The 1,961-nt window shown below is 63.0% G+C and carries 1 protein-coding gene; it reads right to left on the bottom strand.

What is annotated here, in order from left to right; translation table 11 throughout:
* Positions 1 to 280: 280 nt before the first annotated feature.
* On the bottom strand, positions 281 to 1,672 hold the full coding sequence (locus Q0349_RS05610; protein ID WP_298079898.1) for an ankyrin repeat domain-containing protein: 1,392 nt from the start codon (positions 1,670 to 1,672) through the stop codon (positions 281 to 283).
* Between the last annotated feature and the right edge of the window lie 289 nt (positions 1,673 to 1,961).

The raw sequence follows: 1,961 nt of genomic DNA, 5'->3' as shown, positions 1-1,961 counted from the left end.
CGGGGAAAAAATTCCGGGGCGCGCCGGGCAAAAGCTACGGCAAGGCGGACGGCAAAAAATTCGACGGCAAACGCGGCGGCAAAAAACCGTTTGCCGAGCGCAAGGGCGGCGGCAATTACCAGCGCAAAGGCGATCGGGCATAAGCGCGCCGGGCATTGCAATCCTGAAAAAAAAACGCCGCATTTGCGGCGTTTTTTTTATGAAAGTGCCCTGCCCTACCCGTCCGGGATTTACATACACTTGAGCGCTCAAGTGTATGTAAATCAGGTACGGGCAGGCTTCAGGGGTTGAGGCTGATGCCTTCCGGGGTGAGGCGGATGCGCTCCGGCGCGGTTTTGAACAGCGCCTTGAGGCCGTGGCTGCCTGCCGTTTGCAGGTGGCCACGGCTTTCGACGTTATGGCAGTAGGCGGTGGCAAGGATGAGCTGCATGCCCAGCATGATGTGGCGCAGGTAGTCGTCCTTGTCCACTTTTATGTTGCCCGTCTGCTGCCGGTATTGGGCGAGGAGGCTGTGGTAGGTTCTGTCCAGGGTGTCATCGTCGCCGTTTGAGCCGCGCCAGGCGTTGTAGCTGCCGAGGGTGTAGGTGGCAAGCGCCCCGGCGAGGGTTTGCACGTTTTCGCCGTCGTCGCGGTAGAACAGGTAATGTTCGCGATAGTTTTGTTGTTGCTGCGCGCGGTCTTCTGCCGGGTAGGCGGCGGCGAGCTGTTGCGCCACGCGGTCAATGTCGGCGTCGCTGACGGCAACCGGCGCGGCGTCGTCCGCCGGGCGGGCGGCGTTGTCTTTGCCGCTGTTTTGCAGCAGCGCCGCACTTGCGCGGTAATGCGGCGAGACGGCGGTGAGCAGCGCCGTCGGCGGGACGGTGCAGAGGCTGTTGTCCGCCGGTGGCGCGTCGGGCGCGATGCGGCTGGTGTCAATGGGGATGTTGTGCGCGTCGAGCCAGGCGCGCACTTCTTTGGCGTGCGGCGGGTTGTCGGAGGCGAGGAAGTAGCTGTACTGGAAGGTGTAGCCGACGTGGTCGCGCAGGGTGGGATCGACGCCCAGTTTGAGCAGGCGCGGCACGGCATCGTAATCGCTGATACCGGCGGCCTTGTGCAGCAGGGTGCTGCCGTCGGCGGTGCGGCGGGCGTGGATGTCCGCCCCGGCCTTGAGCAGCAGCTCGAAGTTGTCGCGCGTCTCCGGGCCGAGCGCGGCAAAGAGCGGCGTCTCGCCCAGGGTGTTGGGGATTTCGAGGTTCACGCCGCGTTTTATCAGGGCATCCAGCCAGTAGCGGTCGGTGAGGATGGCGGCAAGGTGCAGGTCGGTGTCGCGCATGTCGCCCAGCCAGGTGGGGTCGGCACCAAGGTCTAGCAGGGCGTTGAAGGCTTTGCGGTCGCCGCTCATCATGGCGACGCCAAGCGGCGTCATTTCGCGCGTGTTGTGGCTTTGCAGCACGCCGGGGTGTTGCGCAAGGATTTGCCGCGCGCGGGCAAGGTCGCCGTCGTGCGCCGCCTGGTAAACGGCTGCGGCTTCGGCATTGGCAAAGCGTTCGTTATTGCTGGCCGTGGCGGGATTGCGCGCGAAGACTTCCTGCATTTCGGCAGGCATGGCCAGCGGCGTGCCTACGGCTTCGTTATCGGCATGGGCAATCGCGGCGAAGGCGGCGGCGAGCGCGGGCAGGGCAAGGCGTTTCATCGGATTTTCCTTTTGTTTGCGGGAGATTGGCGCATGGTAACGGTTCCGGCATGAATATTGGCTTGCCGTCCGTTCAATTTTTTGCTGACAGCCACGCGCGCCGCGTTGTACATTGGCGCTCCTTTCATAATTACCGGAGATAATCATGCAACAGGAACAAAGCGCCATCGAGACCGCCGTCCTCTGGCTCAATGATGTGATTTGGAACCCGGCGTTCATCTGGCTGTGCCTGGGCGTCGGCCTGTTTTTTTCTATCATGACCCGCTTCGCCCAGGTGCGCCACTTCATC

The organism is uncultured Cardiobacterium sp., from assembly GCF_938028185.1.
In the GTDB taxonomy this organism is placed as follows: Bacteria; Pseudomonadota; Gammaproteobacteria; order Cardiobacteriales; family Cardiobacteriaceae; genus Cardiobacterium.
Note: the sequence above shows the minus strand (reverse complement) of the source record. Positions and strands in the feature narration are given on the sequence as shown.

What these genes read in the sequence shown, in the direction of transcription:
- Q0349_RS05610 (WP_298079898.1), bottom strand. Translation starts at nt 1,672, where the DNA reads ATGAAACGCCTTGCCCTGCCCGCGCTCGCCGCCGCCTTCGCCGCGATT.